The 18,491-nt window shown below is 67.8% G+C and carries 16 protein-coding genes and 2 pseudogenes; 12 read left to right on the top strand and 6 right to left on the bottom strand.

The window, feature by feature from the left end; translation table 11 throughout:
* The first annotated feature begins 222 nt into the window (after window positions 1-222).
* Window positions 223-564 (top strand): GIY-YIG nuclease family protein, encoded by a 342-nt coding sequence (locus ACESMO_RS01760; RefSeq protein ID WP_372706460.1) that lies wholly within the window; start codon window positions 223-225, stop codon window positions 562-564.
* A gap of 12 nt (window positions 565-576) precedes the next feature.
* Here ACESMO_RS01760 and ACESMO_RS01755 read toward each other — a convergent pair whose 3' ends face one another.
* Both ACESMO_RS01755 and ACESMO_RS01750 read right to left on the bottom strand, forming a co-directional pair.
* A complete protein-coding gene (locus ACESMO_RS01755; RefSeq protein ID WP_372706459.1) occupies window positions 577-1,332 on the bottom strand; it encodes a pseudouridine synthase in 756 nt (251 codons plus the stop codon).
* A gap of 42 nt (window positions 1,333-1,374) precedes the next feature.
* The gene (locus tag ACESMO_RS01750; RefSeq protein ID WP_372706458.1) at window positions 1,375-2,013 is read right to left on the bottom strand and encodes a DUF938 domain-containing protein; all 639 of its coding nucleotides are present in this window, start codon (window positions 2,011-2,013) and stop codon (window positions 1,375-1,377) included.
* 207 nt (window positions 2,014-2,220) lie between these two features.
* Between ACESMO_RS01750 and ACESMO_RS01745 the strand changes: the two genes are divergently transcribed.
* Window positions 2,221-4,062 (top strand): phosphoenolpyruvate carboxykinase (GTP), encoded by a 1,842-nt coding sequence (locus tag ACESMO_RS01745; protein WP_372706457.1) that lies wholly within the window; start codon window positions 2,221-2,223, stop codon window positions 4,060-4,062.
* Window positions 4,063-4,102: 40 nt separating this feature from the next.
* On the top strand, window positions 4,103-5,113 hold the full coding sequence (locus ACESMO_RS01740) for an NAD(P)/FAD-dependent oxidoreductase (protein ID WP_372706456.1): 1,011 nt from the start codon (window positions 4,103-4,105) through the stop codon (window positions 5,111-5,113).
* Here ACESMO_RS01740 and ACESMO_RS01735 read toward each other — a convergent pair whose 3' ends face one another.
* Window positions 5,114-5,848: a TonB family protein gene (locus tag ACESMO_RS01735; RefSeq protein WP_372706455.1), complete on the bottom strand. Its 735-nt coding sequence runs from the start codon at window positions 5,846-5,848 to the stop codon at window positions 5,114-5,116.
* Between the two features lie 182 nt (window positions 5,849-6,030).
* On the opposite strand from ACESMO_RS01735, the gene ACESMO_RS01730 reads away from it, so the two are divergent.
* Entirely contained in the window at window positions 6,031-6,828 is a 798-nt protein-coding gene (locus ACESMO_RS01730; RefSeq protein WP_372706454.1) for a transglycosylase SLT domain-containing protein, read from the top strand.
* An 82-nt stretch (window positions 6,829-6,910) separates the two neighbouring features.
* On the top strand, window positions 6,911-8,053 hold the full coding sequence (locus tag ACESMO_RS01725; RefSeq protein WP_372706453.1) for a DUF2336 domain-containing protein: 1,143 nt from the start codon (window positions 6,911-6,913) through the stop codon (window positions 8,051-8,053).
* A gap of 57 nt (window positions 8,054-8,110) precedes the next feature.
* Here ACESMO_RS01725 and ACESMO_RS01720 read toward each other — a convergent pair whose 3' ends face one another.
* The 3 genes from ACESMO_RS01720 to ACESMO_RS01710 all read right to left on the bottom strand — a co-directional run bounded on the left by ACESMO_RS01720 (window position 8,111) and on the right by ACESMO_RS01710 (window position 10,589).
* Window positions 8,111-8,587 (bottom strand): Hpt domain-containing protein, encoded by a 477-nt coding sequence (locus tag ACESMO_RS01720; protein WP_372706452.1) that lies wholly within the window; start codon window positions 8,585-8,587, stop codon window positions 8,111-8,113.
* Window positions 8,588-8,653: 66 nt separating this feature from the next.
* Complete coding sequence (locus tag ACESMO_RS01715) at window positions 8,654-9,427, bottom strand: NAD kinase (RefSeq protein ID WP_372706451.1); 774 nt, start codon at window positions 9,425-9,427, stop codon at window positions 8,654-8,656.
* 46 nt (window positions 9,428-9,473) lie between these two features.
* A complete protein-coding gene (locus tag ACESMO_RS01710) occupies window positions 9,474-10,589 on the bottom strand; it encodes a DUF2336 domain-containing protein (RefSeq protein WP_372706450.1) in 1,116 nt (371 codons plus the stop codon).
* 140 nt (window positions 10,590-10,729) lie between these two features.
* Between ACESMO_RS01710 and ACESMO_RS01705 the strand changes: the two genes are divergently transcribed.
* From ACESMO_RS01705 to ACESMO_RS01675, 7 genes and pseudogenes are all read left to right on the top strand, one after another.
* Complete coding sequence (locus ACESMO_RS01705) at window positions 10,730-11,494, top strand: class II aldolase/adducin family protein (RefSeq protein WP_372706449.1); 765 nt, start codon at window positions 10,730-10,732, stop codon at window positions 11,492-11,494.
* Entirely contained in the window at window positions 11,491-12,096 is a 606-nt protein-coding gene (locus ACESMO_RS01700; RefSeq protein ID WP_372706448.1) for a hypothetical protein, read from the top strand. The genes ACESMO_RS01705 and ACESMO_RS01700 overlap by 4 nt, the downstream gene beginning before the upstream one ends.
* A 298-nt stretch (window positions 12,097-12,394) precedes the next feature.
* Window positions 12,395-13,546, top strand: a complete 1,152-nt coding sequence (locus ACESMO_RS01695) for an efflux RND transporter periplasmic adaptor subunit (protein WP_372706447.1) — start codon at window positions 12,395-12,397, stop codon at window positions 13,544-13,546.
* Window positions 13,546-16,782 carry an efflux RND transporter permease subunit gene (locus ACESMO_RS01690; protein ID WP_372706461.1) on the top strand — a complete coding sequence of 1,079 codons (3,237 nt, stop codon included), beginning with the start codon at window positions 13,546-13,548 and terminating at the stop codon, window positions 16,780-16,782. The genes ACESMO_RS01695 and ACESMO_RS01690 overlap by 1 nt, the downstream gene beginning before the upstream one ends.
* A gap of 94 nt (window positions 16,783-16,876) precedes the next feature.
* The gene (locus tag ACESMO_RS01685) at window positions 16,877-17,188 is read left to right on the top strand and encodes a ferrous iron transport protein A (protein ID WP_372706446.1); all 312 of its coding nucleotides are present in this window, start codon (window positions 16,877-16,879) and stop codon (window positions 17,186-17,188) included.
* Window positions 17,188-17,301: pseudogene (locus ACESMO_RS01680) on the top strand (FeoB small GTPase domain-containing protein); the annotation flags it as partial. The gene ACESMO_RS01685 and the pseudogene ACESMO_RS01680, both read left to right, overlap by 1 nt.
* Window positions 17,302-18,132: pseudogene (locus ACESMO_RS01675) on the top strand (nucleoside recognition domain-containing protein); the annotation flags it as partial.
* Between the last annotated feature and the right edge of the window lie 359 nt (window positions 18,133-18,491).

Below are 18,491 nucleotides of genomic sequence, written 5' to 3'. Positions count from 1 at the left end.
ACAGCGGGAAATATGGCTTGATCCGACGCATCTGCTTGTTCGTCAGCCAAAACAGATCACTCATGACAGGCTCCTCCTGCCACCAGTGAATCAGATCGCCACGACCGTGTGAATCCCTTTAATGGGTCCTGAGCCTAGTTGTCGTCATCCCGGCCTTCGCCGCAATGACGGCAGCAGAAGGAGCTGGATGACGACAGACATATATAGCTATAGGTTGTGTGCATGCCGACGCACCGGACCTTCATCGCGAGCTACATCATGGCCAGCGGGCGGAACGGGACGCTCTATGCGGGGATGACCGCGAACCTGACCGCGCGGGTGTGGAAGCATCGCAGCGGCGTGTTCGAGGGGTTCAGCAAGACATACGGCTGCAACCGGCTGGTCTGGTTCCAGCCGTTTGCCTGGGTGGCAGAGGCCATCCGTCGCGAGAAGCAGATCAAGGAATGGAAGCGCGACTGGAAGCTGAGGCTGATCGAGGCGGATAATCCCGACTGGCTTGATCTGGCGGCGGACTGGTTTCCGGTGAATGATCCAGACTGGTCCCCACCGGAGGAGCCGGATTAAAAGCGGGAGAGCCTAACCCACCAGCGCCGCCCGTTCCTCGTCCGTCAGCATCCGCCACCGTCCCTCGGGCAGATTGTCCAGCTTGAGCGGGCCAATCCGTATACGGATCAAGTCGAGGACCTCGAGGTCGACCATGTCGCACATGCGGCGGATCTGGCGGTTGCGGCCCTCGCGCAGGATGAATTTGAGGCGGAAGGATTCCATCCGGCTGACCCGCGCGGCCTTGAGCTGGCGGCCGTCCAGCATCAGGCCGAAACGCAGCAGTTTCAGCTTGTTCTCGGTCACGTCACCGGCGACGCGGACCAGATATTCCTTGTCCAGATCGGATTGCGGCCCGATCACCGCCTTGGCCACGACCCCGTCGGATGACAGCAGCAACAGGCCGCGCGAATCCTCGTCCAGCCGGCCGATCGGGGGCAGGGAGTGGTCGTCGGCCGGGACCGTGCCGGGACCGACCCGGTTGCCCTCGGTGACCAGCCGCACCGCCGGGAGCTTGTCCGGCTCGGGCTGGCCTGAAACATAGCCGAGCGGCTTGTGCATAACGATGGTCACGCCCTCGGCCAGGGCAGCGGTCGCCCGATCGCTGAGGGTCAGGGTCTGGCCGGACTCCAGCTTGCGGCCCGCGTCGGTGACGACCTCGCCGTCCACGGACACCAGCCCGTCGGCGATCAGGGCATCGGCCTCGCGGCGCGAGCAGACGCCGGTCTGGCCCAGCCATTTGTTGATCCGGACCGGCTCGCCGCCGTCATAGGTTCTGGAAAAGCTCATGCGCCAGCCCCTACCACGGCCGCCGGCGATGGAAACGCGTGGTCACGACACGCGCCTGAACAGCAGCATGATGTTGTTGGCCGGCATTTCGCGCCGCGCCGTCAAGGCCAGCCCCTCGACCTTCGCCGCCGCCACGACGGCGTCGCGATCGCGCAGGCCCCAGGCCGGGTCGCGCGACTTCAGGCTCTGGTCGAACGCTTCGTTTGACGCCGCCAGCGGCCGGTCCGCCTCCCGATAGGGGCCGTACAGGACCAGCAGCCCGCCCGGGCGGACCAGAACCCGCCCCGCCAGCCGTATCAGGCCTTCCGTCGCGCCCCAGGGACTGATGTGGATCATGTTGATGCAGACCAGGGCCTCGACCGCGTCGATCGGCCACGTCGCCTCGTCCATGACGTCCAGAGCCAGGGGTGGACGCAGGTTGGATGGCCCCACCGCCCGCGCCCAGGCCGCGATGCTGGCCCGCGCCTCGGCCGACGGGTCGCTGGGCGTCCAGTCCAGGCCGGGCAGGGCGGCGGCGAAGGCCACCGCATGCTCCCCCGATCCCGCCGCGACCTCCAGCAGCCGGCCCCGCGCCGGAAGATGCGCCCTCAGGACGTCCAGTATCGGCCCCGTATTCCGCGCCACTGCGGGCGAGGCGAGGCCGCCGGTGGGCGGCGGGGTGACGGGGTCGATCGTCTGCATGGGCGTCCGGATAGCCCGTGCCGCCGCCGCCCGCGACCGGAAATATGCCCCGACGCCGATGGCGCCCGCACGCGCAGGGTTGAAACTTGCATCGGTTGACGCCGCGTCCGCATCGGTGTCATTCCCGCTGAAACATTGCGTGATGATCAACGTATCGAAAGGCCACGGCGGCGTCAGATCGCCGGGTTCGGGTTCAGGAGAGTAAGCATGACCGCCATTTCCGGCCTTCATCCGGCCCCCACCAAACACGCCGGCCTGGTGGCCTGGGTCGAGCAGATCGCCGGCCTGACCAAGCCCGCCCGCGTGCACTGGTGCGACGGCTCCGCAGCCGAAAAGGCCACCATCGTCGCCGACCTGATCGGCAAGGGCACGTTGAAGGCGCTGGACCAGACCAGACGCCCCGGCTGCTATTACGCCGCCTCGGATCCCAAGGACGTGGCCCGCGTCGAGAGCCGGACCTTCATCTGCTCGGCCCAACAGATCGACGCCGGTCCGACCAACAACTGGGCCGATCCGGTCGAGATGCGCGACCGGCTGAACGGCCTGTTCGACGGCTGCATGGCCGGCCGTACGATGTATGTCGTGCCGTTCTCGATGGGGCCGCTGGGCTCGCCGATCAGCGCCTTGGGCGTCGAGATAACAGATAGCGGCTATGTCGCCGTGTCGATGGGCATCATGACCCGAATGGGACAGCCGGTGCTCGATCTGATGGGCGAGGACGGGTTCTTCGTGCCCGCCTTGCATACTCTGGGCGCGCCGCTCGCCGAGGGCCAGGCCGACGTGCCGTGGCCCTGCAACGAAGACAAATGGATCGTCCACTATCCCGAGACGCGCGAGATCTGGTCCTACGGCTCGGGCTATGGCGGCAACGCCCTGCTGGGCAAGAAATGCTACGCCCTGCGCATCGCCTCGGTCATGGCCCGCGACGAGGGCTGGCTGGCCGAGCATATGCTGATCCTCAAGCTGACCGACCCCAAGGGCCGCGCCAAATTCATCGCCGCCGCCTTCCCCTCGGCCTGCGGCAAGACCAATCTGGCCATGCTGGAGCCCACCATCCCCGGCTGGACCGCCGAGACCATCGGTGACGACATCGCCTGGATGCGCTTCGGCGAGGACGGGCGTCTGTACGCGGTCAACCCTGAAGCCGGCTTCTTCGGCGTGGCCCCCGGCACCAGCCGCAACACCAACGGCAACGCCCTGGCGACGATGGCCTCCAATACGATCTTCACCAACACCGCCCTGACCGCCGACGGCGACGTCTGGTGGGAAGGCCTCACGAAGGACGTGCCGGAAGGCCTGACCAACTGGAAGGGCCGGCCGCACGACCCGGCCTCGGGCGAGCCCGCCGCCCACCCCAACGCCCGCTTCGCCGCCCCGGCCTCGCAGTGCCCGACCATCGCGCCGGAATGGGAGGACCCCAAGGGCGTGCCGATCGACGCCATCCTGTTCGGGGGGCGTCGCGCCTCGGCCGTGCCGCTGGTGACCGAAGCCTTCGACTGGGAGCATGGCGTGTTCATGGGCTCGACGGTCGCCTCCGAAGGCACCGCCGCCGCCGAGACCAGGGTCGGCGAGCTGCGTCGTGACCCGTTCGCGATGCTGCCCTTCTGCGGCTACAATATGGGTGACTATTTCGCCCACTGGCTGTCGATGGCGGGCAAGACCGATCCGGCCAGGCTGCCGCGCCTCTATTTCGTCAACTGGTTCCGCAAGAGCGAGGACGGCCGGTTCGTCTGGCCCGGCTTCGGCGACAACGCCCGCGTCCTGAAATGGATCGCCGGACGCCTCAATGGCGAGGCCGCTGCCGTGGATACGCCGGTGGGTCGCGTCCCGAGCCGCGAAGCGCTTGACCTGTCGGGCCTCAGCCTGTCCGACGCGGACCTGGCGACCTTGCTGGACGTCGACGCCGACGTGTGGGCCGAGGAAGCCGCGCTGATCCCCGAATTCTACGCCCAGTTCGGCGACCGCCTGCCCACGGCCCTGTGGGATCAGCACGCGGCGCTGATCGACCGGATCGACCATAATCGCGCGGCGGCCATCGCGGCGGAATAGCCGCTTGCAATCGAGGGGCGGGCGGTTGATCTGATCGCCCGTGGGCTCTTCTCCTGATGTGATCGTTGTCGGTGCCGGCGTGCTGGGCCTCTGCGTGGCCGCAGAACTGGCGGGGCGCGGTCACGCCGTCACCGTGCTGGACCCCGGTGGCCCCAACGCCTCCTCGGTCGCGGCCGGCATGCTGGCGCCCGCGCTGGAAAGCCTGCTGGAGGATGTCTCGCCGGAGCGGGCCGGTCTGCTCAAGCGCGCTCGCGACCTGTGGTCCGCTTTCGCCGAGACGCACGGCCTGAAGCTGCACCGCGAGGGCGCGGCGTGGCGCGGCTCCGACGCCAGGGCCGCCATCGCGCGTCTGAACGCCCTGGGCTTCGAGGCCCGCGCCGCCGACGGCGGCCTGATCACCCCTGACGACTGGCGAATCGAGGCCGCCCCGGCGCTGGCCGCCCTTGGGCGCGCGATCGGCGTGACCGTCGTGCGCGCCCGGGTCGTCAGCCTGAACGGAGATGCCCGACGGTGGCGGATCGAGGGCGACGACGGCCGGGTGTGGTTCGCGGCCAGCGTCGTGCTGGCCACCGGCGTCGCGCCACCCATCCCGGGACTTCCGGTCGAGGTGGCGGCCACCGTCGATGCGATCGAGCCTATCCGGGGCCAGATCACCGCCGTGGACACGCCGGTGCCGCCCCGGGTGACACGCGCCCCGGGGGTCTATGTCAGCCCGACGACGAGCGGCGTCCTGATCGGGGCGACGATGGAGCCGGGTCGGCGCGATCTGGAACCCGATCTCGAAGAAAGCCGCGACCGCGTCGCCGCTGGTCTGGCCTTGCTGGGCCGCGCCGGCCCGGTCGGCCAGACGCGGGTGGGCGTGCGTGGCGGAACCGCCGATGGCCTGCCGCTGGCGGGTCCGACACGGCACGCCGGCCTGCACCTCGCCCTTGCGCCGCGCCGCAACGGCTGGCTGCTGGGGCCCCTGGTCGCCCGTGTGGTCGCCGACGGCATCGAGGGCAGGGCGGCCATGGCGGACGCCGCTGCTCTCGACCCGCTCAGGCCGGCCTGATCAGCCTTCCGGCAGGTTGAAGCGGAGGGCGATGTTAACCCGTGATCCCTCCGCCGCGCCGTTGACCGTGCGCGGGCTGATCTGGAAATGCCGCGACAGTCCCTGCGCCGCCCGACCGAAACCGTAGCCGCCCGGAGTCTCTCGTGTCACCGCGCAGTCGGTGACCCGGCCCGTCGGCTGGACGAGGCAGTTCAACGTCGCCGCTCCCTCGACATTGGCCTGAAGCGCCCGGGCCGGGTAGGCCCGCATCAGCTGGTCGCCGTCAGGTTGCCTGATCCAGTTCGGCTGGGTGATCACCGCCGGAGGCCGGGGCGGCGCCGGTGCGTCGGCGGTGCCGCCGTCCGTGGAGTTCGGCGCGGGCTCTGACGTGCTGAAGGTCAGGCTGGAGTTCGGCCTGTCGCTCTGGACCACGGCGATGGTGTCCGTGGTGGTCGGTGGCGCGGGCGTCGTGTTGACGACCGTGTTCGGGGCTTGGGCCGGAGGGGTCTTCACGGGCTCCAGCGCTTCGGGCTGTTTGAGCCTGAACATCTCGATGATCGTAATCGGCGGCTCTGGTGCGGTCACGGGCGGAGCCAGTTCGAAGCGCTGGTAGTAGAGCGCGAAGCCGAGCCCGACGTGGGCGGCGCTGACCAGCCCGAGGGCGATCCAGGTCGCGCGGGAAAAGCGCGGGGTCTTGCGCTCGTGGAAGTCGATGGGGCTGACCCCTCCAGGGCCGCCTGCGGTCCTCATCATCATGGCCGTTCTTCCTGTCGTTCGCCGCCCCCGCAGCGTCCCACACCGAAGTTGAGCGCTTCCCTTGCGGCAAGTTTGCGGCGACGCTTTCCATCGTCGGGATCAATCAGCGATGACGAAGGTGCCTGTGGGCGGTAAGGATTGCGTTAGCTTTCGGTTAACTATCGTAAACGACCGTAAACACTATGAGCGTAGGAGCGATTCCATCCCACGGCGGAGTCGAGGCGGCCATCCGGCGCGCCTCGAGCGCCACAGGCGTGGACGCCGACTTCCTGCTCAAGACCGCACGGCGTGAGAGCGCGATGAACCCGTCCGCGAGGGCGCCGACGTCTTCGGCCGCAGGCCTGTTCCAGTTCATCGAACAGACCTGGCTGGGCACGGTGAAGGCGCACGGCGCCAAGCACGGCTACGGCCAGTACGCCGACCTGATCTATCGCGGCTCGGACAGTCGTTGGCGGGTCGAGGGCTCGGCGCGAAACGTGGTGCTGGATCTCAGGTTCGACCCGCAGGCGGCTTCAACCATGGCGGGCGAGCTGACCGCGTCCAACGCGGCCTATCTGCGAGGCCGCACGGGTCGCGAGCCCGGCGCCGGAGACCTGTATGCCGCCCACTTCCTCGGCCCGGCGGGCGCGGCGCAGCTGATGGAAGCCATGGGCCGCAATCCGGCAGGCAGCGCGGCCTCCATTTTCCCGCAGGCGGCGTCGGCGAACCGGTCGATCTTCTATCGCGACGGGCGTCCCGCGACGGTCGCGGAAGTCCATGCGAACCTGCAACGCTCGGCCGGGCATGGCGCGCCCGCCGCGATCACGAGTTCGACACAGGCGGTTCCTGACCTGTCGGAGCGCGACCGCATGCTGGCGGCCCGCCTTGACCGGCTCAAGCAGGATCAGAGCCTGCTGGCCCTGCTGCTGGGTCAGGATGGGGAAGGCAAGGGCGGTGGTTTCGGCGGCGCCTTCGCGCCCGAAGCGAAGTCGAGCGCCTGACGCCGAATCCGGCGATGGTAAACGGCCCGTTAGGGATAGTCGGTCGATGGTGTCCGGCAATGCCAGAGCTTGAGCGCCCCTGATGACCGCCTACCGTGCCCGATTGACCGACGTCGACATCCGCCGCCTGATCAAGGCCACGGACGAGGACGAGCGCGCCGCCGCGACGCACAAACTGTGCCGCAACATGGAAGCGATCGAGCTGACCGGCCAAGATCGCGAGGCGGCACAGAAGATCCTGCGCCTGCTGGCTCAGGACGCCGCCGAGATGGTGCGGCGGGCAATGGCCGTGACACTGAAGTCTTCGGACCTGATTCCCCGCGACGTGGCCCGCAAACTGGCCGCCGACGTGGACAGCGTCGCCCTGCCCCTGATCAATTTCTCGCCAGTCTTCACCGACGAAGACCTGATCGAGATCGTTCAGGCCGGCTCGGCCGTGCGTCAGGTCGCCGTGGCCGGTCGCCCGCGCGTCGGTCGCGACGTCGCCGCCGCCGTGGCCGAGGTCGGCTGCGAGCAGGCCGTGCGGACCCTGGCCGCCAACGACAACGCCGACGTCTCCGAGGCGGCGCTGGGCCGCTGCATCGCTCGCTTCGCGACTTCGGGCGAAGTGGTCGCCGCCATCGCCTATCGGCAGGTGCTGCCGCTGTCGGTGACCGAGCGGCTGCTCGAACTGGCGTCGGCCGCCGTGCGCGAGCATCTGGTGACGCGTCATGCCGTCGCTCCCGAAACCGCGATTCGTCTGGCCGGTCATGCGCGCGAGCGGGCCACGATCGATCTGGTCGATCAGGCGTCCAGTCATGCGGACCTGCCGCAGTTCGTCGCCAATCTGAACGCGAGGCGCGCCCTGACGTCGTCGTTGATGCTGCGTGCCCTCGCGCGCGGGCAGATGGGGCTGTTCGAGCACGGCATGGCCGAGCTGGCGGGAACGCCACATTCCCGTGCCTGGCTGATGATCCACGACGCGGGGCCGTTGGGGCTGAAGGCGATATACGACCGCGCCGGCCTGCCGCCGCGCCTGTTCCAGGCCTTCCGCGCAGGCGTCGACACCTGGCGCGCGTTGCAGGCCGAAGGCAGCGACACATCCGGCGACGGCTTCCGGCGCCAGATGCTGGAGCGGTTCATGACCCAGCGTCCGAACGCGCCGCGCGAGGACCTGGCGTATCTGATGGAGCGTCTGGACCAGGATCCCCTGCCGTCGAGGGCGGTGGTCAGCGCCGCGGCCTGACGTCCAATTGAAAACGCCCGCCACGGGGCGGGCGTCTCTCAAGAAATCAGGATGAACTCAGCCGAGGTGCTCTGCTACCCTGGCTTCCAGCGTCTCGGCCAGGATCTTGCCGGTCGGGTGATCGTCGGTCTGGATCTGGTCGCGGACGACGGCCTTGATGGCGTCTATATGGGCGTCGAGCAGGATCAGCGGGGCGGTCATGCGCTTGGTCGGGTCGTCCATCATCCGGCACAGCGACCCGGCGAGACGCGTCACCAGCGGATACTGATAGGTCGTGCCGAGCCCCTTCAGGTCGTGGGCCCGGAAGTACAGGGCCTCGGCCGTCCGGGCGTTGTAACCTTGAGCGCGGATGTCGGCCTGGGCCTTATCCAGCTTTACGATTTCATCCTGCAACCACTGCCCGAATTGCGCCGACATCGAGCGAAGGGCTTCCTCGGCCCGGGCGATGGCTCCTGCGTCAATGCCGCCGAAACCACCGCCGACCTTCATCCGCAGCGTGTTGGGTGGGCGAATGATCTGGGCCGAATTGGTCACGACGGACTCCTGAAGACGATCGTTGGTAAAATGCCGCCTGTCCCCTTAAGAAGCCGTGCACGCGGCTCAGGAGGCGAATTGCTCGGCCAGCACACGCTCCTCGAAGGATCGGCTCGCGTCGAACAGCATGGTCAGGGCGATGTCGCGCCGTTCCTTGACCTCGACCCGGACGACCCGGCGAACCTCGAAACTGTCGGCGGTTGCGCTGACTGGCCGCTTGTCGGCTTCGAGCACGTCGAAACAGACCCTGGCCTCATGCGGCAGCAGCGCCCCCCGCCAGCGACGGGGCCGGAAAGCGCTGATAGGAGTCAGGGCGAGGGCGCGGGCGTCGAGTGGAATGATCGGTCCGTGGGCCGACAGATTGTAGGCCGTCGAACCCGCCGCCGTGGCCACCATGCAGCCGTCGCACGACAACTCCTCCAGCCTCACGCGCTCATCGACGGTGATCCGCAGCTTGGCGCTCTGCCGGGTCTGGCGCAGCAGGGAGACCTCGTTGATGGCCAAACCGCTGTGGACCGAGCCGGATTCAGTCCGGGCGTCCATCTGCAGCGGATGAATGACGGCGCGTTCGGCAGATGCCAGCCGCTCCGGCAAGCCGTCTTCCTCGTAGTCGTTCATCAGGAAGCCGACGGAACCGCGATTCATGCCGAATACGGGCGGCCGCCTGTCCAGGTTCGCATGCAAGGTTTCCAGCATGAAGCCGTCGCCACCCAGGGCGACGATGACCTCAGCCTGGCTCGGTTCGATCGATCCGTAACGCTCAGCCAGCCGGTCGCGCGCCGCCTGGGCTTCGGGTCGGTCGGAGGCCGCGAAGGCGATACGGAGGGCAGATGCGTTCACGGCTCCACGCAAGCCGAGCGCGAGGGGGAAGTCAAACGCCGGGTGATCAGGCGGCGATCAGCGACTTGAAGGCCCGGCCGGCCGAAGCCGTCGAAATCGCGCCCTTACGCCACGCCCGCTCGCCGCCGTCGCCCGGCAGTCCGCCGTTCAACAGGCGCAATTCGGTGAGCAGGGCCGGGAAGACGGCCCGGTCGATGCCGACGGCCGCGCAGGCGTAGTAAAATCCTTCCGGCGTCGGCGAGGCCATGGCTTCGCGGATTTGCGAGACTGTGAATCCGCCCAGCGTGGCGAGGCCGTGCACGAACAGGCCTACGCGCCGCTCGCGCACCGAGCGGATCAGATAGCCGGCGCGCAATTGGCCGGCGGCCTGAAGTTTGCCGACCAGCCTGCGCTCCATCTCGTCCCGCCCTGCGTCATCGACCGGCTGCGCGCTCGGGCGGGTCCCGTCCAGCGCGGCTCGGGCGGCCTGTTCGACCAGTGGCCGCAGTCGACTGTCATCGACCTGGAAACGCGCGCAGATCGACTGCCGCAGGGCTTCGCCGACCCACTGATACATCTGTTCGGCCAGTTGCTCGGTCAGGCGGGGATGGCGGGTCAGGGGCGCGCGCAGGGCGGCGACGCGGCGGGAGTGTTCGACCAGCCGCCGGATGCCGTCCAGGCTGATCTCCGCCGTCCGGTTGGAGGCCAAGGCCGTCAGGGTGGCGGGTTCGCCGCGATCAATGATGGCGTCGGCGACGCGGGCGCCCAGCGACGGGCGACGGGCGACCTCGATCTGGTGCTCCAGCGTGGCCTCGAGCAGGACGCGCATCAGGTCACCGTCCTGAAGCATGGGACTGGCCGCCAGCACCGGACGGGCGATCTCGATCTCGTCCAGCGCCAGGACGTTGACCAGCGCGCGCGGCGCCCAGTCGACGGTCGCCAGCCTCTGGGAAAGCAGCTTGCGGATGTCGCGTTCGGCCTGACCGGCCAGGTTGAGGAATATCTCGCCCAGCACCGGCGAAAGCTCTCCCGTCGGCGGATTGGCGTCGCACAGAGACAGGACGCCGAGCAGCAGCCGTCGGCGCGCGTCGGGGGATCGGTCATGAGCCAGGGTCAGCAACTCTGGCAGGGCCGGAGGACCCGCGTCGGCGGGGCGAGGACGGAGCTGGACGAGGACGGACAAGGGGGTCTCCGACGGGGCCGCGATTCAACCTATGGCCACGCTAGTAGGCGCGCGCTAAGACGCGGTTAACGGAAGCTGAATCTTGACGGAATGCGCGCGAAGCGCGAGCGTGCCCCGCCGATCAGGAAAGGAGCACGATCATGGCCGACGGAGCCCCGGTGTCATTGAAGTCCCGTGTGTCGGAGGCGGAGTGGCTGACGCGCGTCGAACTGGCCGCCTTGTATCGACTGGTAGCCCTGCACGGTTGGGACGACATGATCTTCACCCACATCTCGGCGCGGGTGCCGGGACCGGAGAAGCATTTCCTCATCAACCCCTACGGCTTCTATTTCGAGGAGATGACCGCCTCGTGCCTGGTCAAGGTCGATCTGGACGGCAACGTCGTCCAGGACACCACCAGCTTCATCAACCCGGCCGGCTTCACCATCCATTCGGCGATCCACGCGGCGCGCGAAGACGCGCATTTCGTGATCCATCTGCACACGGTCGCCGGGGTCGGGGTGGCGGCCCAGGCCGAAGGGTTGCTGCCCATCGGGCAGAACGCCTGCCTGTTACAGCATCAGGTCGCCTATCACGGTTATGAGGGGGTCGCGCTGAACCACGACGAGCGGGAGCGACTGGTCGCGGACCTGGGTGACAAGCCGTTGATGCTGTTGCGCAATCACGGCACGCTCGCGGTCGGCCAGACGGCGGCCCAGGCCTGGATCGGCATGTTCTTCCTCGAGCGCGCCTGCGCCCAGCAGGTCGCGGCGCTGTCCGGCGGTCGCCAGCATGTCCTGATGGCTCCGGACGCGGCGCAGGCAGAGACGAAGGAGCAGGGCAGGGGCATCGGCTTCATTTCATCGCTGGCCTGGCCCGGGGCGCTGCGGATGCTGGATCGAAAGTCGCCGGGCTACGACGGGTGAGACGGCTCGGGGGGCTCGTCGTAGCGACAGCGGCGCTGGGCCTGGCCTGCCCGGCGATCGCGGGACCCTGGACCCAGCCCAAGGGCAAGGGTCAGGTCATCGTAAAGCTGGAGCGCATGCGGGCGGACCGGGGCTATGACCCCGACGGCGATCTCGTCTCCCTGCCGGCCGAGCGCCTGGACACGACGGTGGGAATGTTCGCCGAATATGGCCTGACGGACCGAGTGACGCTTCAGCTCAAGGGCGACTGGCAACAGGGCGAGGACGCCTTCGTCGACTACGAGGGGCGCGGTCCGGTCGAGATCGGCGTGACCTGGCAGGCCTGGCGCAGCGACGCGTTCGCGGTCAGTCTCTACGGTGGTTACGCCGACGGCGGCGAGGGCCGCAACGCGGGCTATGCCTTGCCGGGTCAGGGTGAACGGGACTGGGAAGTTCGGGCGTCCGTGGGACGAACCGTTGCCGAGGGCTGGGGTCCTGTTCCGGACAACACGTTCTTCGAGGTGCAGACGGCGCGTCGGATGCGGGAAGGCCTGCCGGACGAGACGCGGGTGGACATCACTGCGGGCGTGCATCTGGCGGCGAACTGGATGCTGCTCAGCTAGGCTTTCGGCGGTAAGGCCGACGACGGCGGACCGCGCTGGCTGTCTATGGAAACGTCCGTCGTCCGCCAGTTCGGCGACTGGAGCGTCCAGGCCGGTTGGCGACAAACCGTTGCCGGTAGAGAAACGCCCGACAGCGGCGGACCGATGCTGGCGCTGTGGCGCCGGTTCTGACGCTGCGACAATTCCGCCCTTTCGACGGCGACGGGTTCAGGAACGACGACCGTTACAGAGACTTGTGTTGCGTCGATGGCGGGAGCCGCTAAGTCGACTCTCTCCCCATGGTCGGAGTCTGTCTCGCGTGATCAAACGCCACTTCTTCCTTGCCGCTGCCGCCGTCATTATGGGTCTGATGATCGTCGCCGTGATCATGCGGCTGGCCTTCGCCGGGGATGAAAAGGGTGGAGGACCCGGAGGGCCGGGGGGCGCGGGCGGACGAGGGGGGGGGCAAGAGGTCTCGCAGGCGTTGGCGACGCCGCGCGAATTCAGCAACCAGATCCGGGTGCTGGGCGTGGCGCGGGGCCGACGTTCGGTCAACATCACCTCCTCGACCAGCGAACTGATCACCCGCGTGATGTTCACCGACGGCCAGCGCGTCGCCGCCGGCACGCCGCTGGTGCAGCTTCAGGCGACGGAAGAGGACGCGGGCATCGTGCTGGCCCGCGCCCAGGTGGCCCAGGCCGAGCGCCAGTACGAACGCTTCAACGCACTGGGCGAGCGCGGTTTCGCGCCCCAGATGATGGTGGAACAGTACCGCACCGAATTGGAGACCGCGCGTGCTTCTCTGTCGGCGGCGCAGGCCCGGCGCGGCGACCGCACGATCCGCGCTCCGTTCGGCGGCGTTCTGGGGTTGAGCACGGTGACGGCGGGGACGCTGGTCAATCCGGGCGGCGTCATCGCCACGCTGGACGACATCGATGTGGTTCGCGTCGACTTCCCCGTTCCTGAACGCTACCTCAGCGTGCTTCGCTCCGGTCAGTCCATCAGCGCCACGGTCGACGCCTATGGCGACGAGAGTTTCGGCGGCCGCATCGCCCTGATCGACACCCGGGTCAATGAGCAGACGCGGTCGGTCACGGCCCGCGCGGAAATCCCCAATCCCGGCGGTCGGATCCGGCCCGGAATGGCGGTTCGGGTGGTGGTGACCCAAGGTCAGCGCACGGCCCCGGCGGTGCCGGAGGCCGCGGTGCAGTATGAGGGCGACGGTGCCTTCGTCTATCGCATCGCCGCGGCCGAAAAGGGCTCCACGGCCCAGCGCGTCGAGGTCGAGACCGGCGCGGTCGAGAGCGGCTTCGTCGAGATCATCTCCGGCCTGAACGCGGGCGACCGCGTCGTCGGTTCCGGCCTGAACCGCATCCAGCCCGGTGCTTCGATCCGGGTGGCCGGAACGGGCGGGCCACGGTCTGCCGCCCCGGCTGCCGGCAGTGCGGCGACCCAGGGCCCCGCCCGATGATGCTCTCCGATCTCGCTGTGCGGCGCCCGGTCTTCGCGGCGGTGGCCGCGATCGTGCTGTGCGTGATCGGCGCGGCCTCTTTCTTCTTCCTGCCCGTGCGGGAGCTGCCTGACGTCGATCCCCCGATCGTCTCGGTCAACACCAGCTATGCCGGTGCCTCGGCCGAGGTCATCGAAAGCCGGATCACCGAGCCGATCGAACAGCAGATCGCCGGCATCCAGGGCGTCGAACGGATCAACTCAACCAGCCGCGACGGGCGCTCAAGCGTCAACATCGAGTTCTCGCTGGATCGGAACATCGACGACGCCGCCAACGACGTGCGCGACCGCGTGTCCCGCGTCGCGAGCCGCCTGCCGGACCAGGCCGACGCGCCGACGGTCGCCAAGGCCGACAGCGACAGCCAGCCGATCATGATCCTGTTCCTGCGCGCCCAGAGCATGAACCGGCTCGAGCTGACCGATTATGCGGACCGCTATCTGCTCGACCGTCTGGCCACGGTTCCGGGGGTCGCCGCAGTCCAGATATACGGCGAGCAACGCTATGCCATGAGGGTCTGGCTGGACGCCGCCGCCATGGCGGCGCGTGGCATCACCGTCACCGACGTCGAAAACGCCCTGACCACCCAGAACGTGGAACTGCCCGCCGGCTCGCTGGAGTCCGGACAGAAGGACTACACCGTCCGCGTGGCCCGCACCTATGCGCGCGCCGAGGACTTCCAGCAGTTGCCGATCGGCACGCGCGGCTCGGCCACGACCGCCAGCGGCTCGACCCAGGCCGCCCCGGCCACGGCGTCCACCGCCACGGGCCTGCCCAGCGGCGCAACCGGCGCGATCCAGGGTCAGGCGTCCTACGTCACGCGCCTGGGCGACATCGCCCGAGTGGTGGAAGCTCCCGAAGAAGATCGCCGTCTGTTCCGAGGCAATGGGCTGGACCAGATCGGTCTGGCCGTCACCCGTCAGGCCCAGTCGAACGATCTGGCCATTTCCGACGGCGTGAACGCCTTTATCGAGGAGATCGGACCGAGCCTGCCCGAGGGCGTGGAATTGGTTGTGGGGTCGGACAATTCGGTTTTTACCGCGCACGCGATCGACGAGGTCTGGATCACCATCGGCATTTCCATGGCGTTGGTCGCGCTGGTGAATTTCATCTTCCTCGGGACGCTTCGAGCGGCGCTGATCCCGTCCGTCGTGGCCCCGATCTGCCTGCTGGCCACCTTCATCGTCCTGGCACCCCTCGGCTTCTCGCTGAACCTGCTGACCCTGCTGGCCCTGGTGCTGGCCATCGGGCTGGTGGTCGATGACGCCATCGTCGTCACCGAAAATATCCAGCGCCGTATCGACCATGGCGAACCGCCGTTGGTGGCCGCCGAACGCGGCGCGCGTCAGGTCTTCTTCGCCGTCGTCGCGACCACCATCGCCTTGCTGTCGGTGTTCGCCCCGCTGCTGTTCCTGCCCGGCTACGTCGGTCGCCTGTTCGTCGAACTGGCCGCGGCCATCGCGGCGGCTGTGGCCTTCTCCGCCTTCCTGGCCCTGACGTTGTCGCCGATGATGGCGTCCAAGATCCTGCGCCCCGCCACCAGCGGCGGCTGGGTCGCCCGCAAGGTCGACTACGGCATGGACAAGCTGAAGACCTCATACAGCAACTCCCTGAAAGCCATGCTCGGCCGACGGTCGGCCGTATTCGGCGTGGCCGGGCTGATCGTGCTGGTCGGGGCCGGCGCGGCGGCGATGTTCTTCGCGCTTCCCGAGACGCTGGTTCCCGACGAGGACCGGGGACGCGTCACCGTGCGCGTTCAAGGCCCCGAGGGCGCCGGGTTCGACTACACCCGCGATATCATGCTGGGACTCGAGCCTATCCTGGCGGAATACACGGCCAATGGCGAAGCCGATTCCTATCTGGTTTCGGCCCCCGGATTCGGTGGGGGCGGCTTCAACTCCGGCAATGCGGTCCTGACGCTGGCGGACTGGTCGGAACGCGATCGTTCCGCCGACGAGATCGCGCAGGACCTCAATGGCAAGCTCAGGGGCCAGACGGGGGCACAGGTCAACGCCTCGACGCCGGGTGCCTTCCAGCGCGGCGGCGGCAACTCGAACTCGATCGAAATGGTGGTCACGGGCGCCGAATACGAAGACATCTACGAATGGCTCCAGCCGGTCCTGGCGAGGGCGGTGGACAATCCGGGCTTCTCGCGTCCGCGCCTGAACTATGAACCCAACGCCCCCCGCCTGCTGGTCGAGGTCGATCCCGAGAAGGCCGCAGCTCTGGGCGTGTCGTCCCAGTCCATCGGTCGGACGCTGGAGACCATGTTCGGTTCGCGCCAGGCCACGACCTATCTCAACGGCGGTCAGGAGTATGACGTCATCCTGCAGACCGAACGCGAGGACCGCCGCAACGTCGAGGATCTGGAGGCCCTGTACGTCAACACGGGTTCGGGGGCTCTCGTGCCTCTGTCGGCCGTGGTGACGACCGAGACGTCGGGCGACACGCCGGACCGCCGACGTCTGGACCGTCAACGCGCCATCAGCCTCAGCGCGGACCTCAGGCCGGGCACGACGTTGATCGACGCGACCGCCTTCCTCACCCAGGTCGCGGCGGAGCAGCCTCAAGGCATCGTCACCACCCAATGGGGCGGCTCTGCGCGAGACCAGCAGGAAGCCGGCGGCGCCGTCGCCGCGGCTTTCGGACTGGCCTTGCTGTTGGTCTTCCTCGTGCTGGCGGCTCAATTCGAGAGCTGGATCACCCCGGCGGTCATCATGCTCACCGTCCCGCTGGCCGCCGCGGGTGGTCTGTTCGGTCTGGTGATGGCGGGGTCCAGCCTCAACATCTATTCCCAGATCGGCCTGATCATCCTGATCGGCGTCGCGGCCAAGAACGGCATTCTGATCGTGGAGTTCGCCAACCAGCTGCGCGACCAGGGGCGGTCCATCCATGAGGCGATTGTCGAGGCGTCGACCCTGCGCCTTCGTCCCATCATCATGACCTCCATCGCCACCGCCTTCGGAGCCTTGCCGCTGGTACTCTGGCAGGGCGCGGGGGCGGGCAGCCGCACGACCATCGGCGTGGTCATCTTCGCCGGAATTATTTTCGCCACGCTGCTGACCCTGTTCGTGGTGCCGGTGATCTATGGCGTTCTGGCGCGCTTCACCAAATCGCCCGAGTACACCGCCCGCAAGATCGAGGAATGGGAAGCCCGGGAGATCACAGCCAACGACGCCGTGCCCCGGGCCGCCGAATAGGGCAGCGACATGTCGGCGGACTGGACGCGGCCGCGTCGCAACTGATAATGAGTGTCAGGAGCGGCGTGCGTCTATCGCCGCGCGTGTGAGCGTCATGTCAGATACTCTGAAACTCAGCCAGGCCCGTCGCGGCGATCGTGGCGTCATCGTGCAGGTTGGGGACCATGCGCGCGACGAGCATGGGCTCGAACTGGAACGCCGTCTTCTGGAGCTGGGCTTCGTCGAGGGCGCGCGGGTCGAACTGCTGCACGAAGGCCTGCTGGGCCGCGATCCCATCGCCATGAAGGTCGACGACATGCGTGTGGCCCTGCGCCGCCATGAAGCCGCCAGTCTGATGTTCCGCGTCGATCCGGTGCTTCAGTTGGGCCAGTCGACCGCCACGGCGGTCGAAGGGGTTCCCGCCTGATGGACATGGCGGTGCGGAGCGTCCGGGTGGCGCTCGTAGACAATCCCAACAGCGGCAAGACGGCCCTGTTCAAAGCCCTGACCGGCTCCCATCAAAAGGTCGCCAACTACGCCGGCGTGATGGCGGCGCGGGTGATCGATTCCAGGCGGGACAGGCTGACCACCATCATGGTCGCGCCGCTGATGACCTGTTCCGCGAGAATCCCGGTCTACACCCTGATCATCGCCGCATTCATTCCGAACGAGACGGTCTGGGGCTTCGCCAACCTGCAGGGTCTGGTGATGTTCGGCCTTTACGCCGTCGGCATCATAAGTGCCCTGACCGTGGCCTTCGTCATTCGCAAGGTGTTCTGGAGGGGTGCGGTCGCGCCCTTCATGATGGAACTTCCAGCCTACAAGCTGCCCGACCTGAAGAGCGTGGTCTTCAGTCTGTGGGTTCGGGCGCGCATCTTTCTGGAGCGGGCCGGACGGATCATCCTTCCGTTGATCATCGTCGTCTGGGCGTTGGCCACCTTCCCGGGGGCACCTGTGGGCGCGACCCGGCCCGCGATCGACTACAGCTTCGCCGGCATGATCGGCCACGCGCTGGAGCCGATCTTCGCGCCTATCGGCTTCAACTGGCAGATGGTCATCGCCCTGGTGCCCGGAATGGCGGCCCGCGAGGTCGCGGTGGCGGCCCTGGGCACGGTCTATGCCGTCGCCAACGCGGAAAGCGCGACCAGCCTGTTGGGCGCGACCCTGGCGGCGCAGTGGTCGCTGGCCACCGGACTGGCTTTCCTGGCCTGGTATGTGTTCGCGCCGCAATGCGTGGCCACCCTGGGCGTGGTCAAGCGCGAGCTGAACTCATGGAAGTGGATGTGGGTCATGGTCGTATACATGTTCGGCCTGGCCTACCTCAGCGCCTTCGTTACCTATCGCGTGGCGGTCGCCCTCGGAGGCGGCTAAGCTATTTCAAACCATCCTGACGCCGAAAACCCGCCGTCCCGAAGGACGGCGGGTTCGATAGATCCTACTGAAAGACCCGGCGGCCTTTCGGCGAAAGGTCAGTCGCTTTCGCTGTCGTCGTTGATCGAGCTGATCAGGGCGAACGAGGCGATGGTGACGGCCAGGAAGATCAGGCCGGCAGGGGCGCCCATGAACTCGCTCGAGTCACCGGCGGTGGCACCTAGAGCAGCCGCCCGCTGAGTTGAATCGAATGTGATCGAGCGGGGGATTCCCATCGGGTCCGAACCGTGAGTCCATGGGTCTTCTGATTGGGAGGCTATTATGGGCAAGGCGCGTTCGGACGATCTTCGGGAGCGTGT

The sequence above is a fragment of the Brevundimonas sp. genome, from assembly GCF_041688735.1.
GTDB lineage: Bacteria > Pseudomonadota > Alphaproteobacteria > Caulobacterales > Caulobacteraceae > Brevundimonas.
Note: the sequence above shows the minus strand (reverse complement) of the source record. Positions and strands in the feature narration are given on the sequence as shown.